Genomic DNA, 2750 nt, shown 5'->3' with positions numbered 1-2750 from the left:
TGCGGATTCCGATCGATGTCGCCCAGGATTCCGAGATGATCTCGCCCACCATTCCGATTTGAAGTCGCCCACCCGTTCCGAAATGATGTCGCCCACCATTCCGGGATGATGTCGCCCGGGTGACGAGGCCTCTTCTGGCTCCCATAGGGTCAACTCTTTCGGCTTTGCGAAGGGGACCCTGGATGCCGACGGAGAGGCTTGCGATGCGCCGTGTGCGCGATGTGATCAGAATAAAGGCGGCCGGGCTGCCGAGCCGCGAGATTGCGCGACGGGTGGGCGCGGCGCCCTCGACGGTGCGCCTGGCGCTCCGGCGGTTCGAGGCCGCGGGCTTGAGCTGGCCGTTGCCAGACGACGTCACCGACACGGTTCTGGAACTTCGCCTGTTCGCGAAGACCGGCAATGGCAACCGTCAGGGTCACCGCCGCATCGCCGAGCCCGACTGGGCGACCGTGCACCGCGAGCTCAAACGCAAGCACGTGACGCTGTCGATCCTGTGGGAGGAATATATCGCCACCGAGCCCGGCGGATACCGGTACTCGCGCTTCTGTGAGCTCTACCGCGCCTGGGAGGGCCGCCTGTCGGTGACGATGCGCCAGGCCCATGCGGCGGGCGACAAGTTGTTCGTCGACTATGCCGGCGATGGCGTGCCGGTGGTGGTCGACCGCCTGACCGGTGAGCGCAGAACGGCGCAGATCTTCGTCGCCGTGCTCGGCGCATCGAGCTTCACCTACGCACAGGCGACGTGGACGCAGGGGCTCGCCGACTGGATCAGCGCCCATGTTGGCGCCTTCGCGGCGATCGGCGGCATACCGGCGCTGGTGGTGCCCGACAACACCAAGGTCGCGGTCATTAAGGCGAGCCTGTACGACCCGCAGATCAATCGTACCTACGCGGAGATGGCGGCGCATTACGGCACCGCCATCTTGCCGGCGCGGCCGCGCAAGCCGCGCGACAAGGCCAAGGTCGAGCAGGCCGTCCTCATCGTCGAGCGCTGGCTGCTCGGCCGCCTGCGCCATCGCACCTTCTACAGCCTGGCCGAGGTCAATGCGGCGATCGGCGAACTGCTCACGAGGCTGAATGAGGAACGGCCAATCCGCGGCTCGGCGTGACACGCCGCCGGTTGCTCGAGGAGGTCGACCGGCCGGCGCTCAAGCCATTGCCAGCGTCCCCCTATGTCCTCGCCGAGTGGCGGATCCGCCGCGTCAGTCTCGATTACCACGTCGAGGTGGAGAAGCATTACTACAGCGTTCCGCATCGCTTCGCCCGCGCCGAGGTCGAGGTGCGGTTCACGGCCCGTACCGTCGAGATCTTCCACAAGGGCGAGCGGATCGCCGCGCATCAGCGCATGAGCGGCAATCACAAACACACCACCGTGCCGGAGCACATGGCCTCCAGCCATCGGCGCTACGCCGGCTGGACCATCGCGCGTATCCGCCAGGACGCCGCCGCGATCGGGCCGGCGACCAGCGCGTTGTGCGACCTCATTCTCGACGAGCGCTCGCACCCCGAGCAAGGCTTCCGCGCCTGCCTCGGCATCCTCAGGCTCGCCGCCTCCTATGGGCGCGAACGGCTGGACGCCGCGGCTGCGCGGGCAATCGACATCGGCGCGCGCACCTATGGCTCGGTCAAGTCGATCCTCGCCAACAATCTCGATCGGCGTTCTGCTCACCAGCGTTCCGCGGACGATGCGCCGATCCTGCATGCCAACATCCGCGGACCGCGCTACTACAACTAGGAGATCATCCCTTGCTCACCCATTCGACCCTCGACCGCCTCAACGCCCTCGGCCTCCACGGCATGGCCAAGGCCTTCGCCGACGTCGAAGCCACCGGTGAGGCCGCAAGCCTCGGTCACACCGAATCGCTTGCGCTGCTGCTCGAACGTGAAGCCTCGCTGCGGCACGACAAACGGCTCGCCACTCGCCTGCGCTACGCCAAGCTGCGCCAGCAGGCGTGCGTCGAGGACATCGACTACCGCACCCCGCGCGGTCTCGACCGCCCGCTGTTCGCTAAGCTTGTCGAGGGCCGCTGGATCGACGACCACGGCAATCTCCTGATCTGCGGCCCGGCCGGCGTTGGCAAGAGTTGGCTCGCCTCGGCGCTCGGCCACAAGGCCTGTCGCGACAATCGCTCCGTGCTCTATCAGCGCGTCCCGCGACTGTTCGACGATCTGGCGCTCGCCCGCGGCGACGGCCGCCATCCACGCCTGTTGCGCGGCCTTGGCCGTGTCGATCTGCTGATCCTCGATGATTGGGGACTCGAGCCGCTCGACGCCGGTGCCCGTCACGACCTCCTGGAAATCCTCGAAGATCGCTACGGTCATCGCTCCACCATCGTCACCAGCCAGCTCCCCGTGGACCAGTGGCATCTGCTCATTGGAGATCCCACCTATGCCGACGCCGTGCTCGATCGCCTCGTCCACAATGCCCATCGGCTCGACCTCACCGGTGAGAGCCTGCGCCGAACCCGGCAATCCGCCCGAAAGACCTGAGCCCGTGGCGCTGTGGACATGCCGCTGCGCTTGGACAACGCAATCGCGTTGCCCACATGCCCACAGCAACCGCAGAAGAAGAAAAACAGGTTGAAGTCGCGATTCCAGATTGACCACGCGGCTTGACCGATGCCAGAGAACCAGCCGGCCAGAACGCCTCGCCGCTGGGCGAGATCAAATCGGAAAGGTGGGCGACATCGTCTCGGAATCCACGGGCGACTTCATATCGGTACGCCTGGGCGACTTCGTCGGAATCCGCA

Annotated in this window: 1 protein-coding gene and 1 pseudogene; both read left to right on the top strand. The window is 66.3% G+C overall.

Features of this window, described 5'->3' with window-relative positions:
• The first annotated feature begins 203 nt into the window (after positions 1 to 203).
• A pseudogene (gene istA, locus ACIPUD_RS39635) lies at positions 204 to 1735 on the top strand (IS21 family transposase).
• An 11-nt stretch (positions 1736 to 1746) separates the two neighbouring features.
• A complete protein-coding gene (gene istB, locus ACIPUD_RS39630) occupies positions 1747 to 2490 on the top strand; it encodes an IS21-like element helper ATPase IstB (protein ID WP_446482974.1) in 744 nt (247 codons plus the stop codon).
• Positions 2491 to 2750 lie beyond the last annotated feature (260 nt).

The organism is Bradyrhizobium sp. CAR08, from assembly GCF_052871955.1.
The sequence above is the reverse complement of the archived record's forward strand: the minus strand, read 5'-3'. Positions and strand labels throughout refer to the sequence as shown.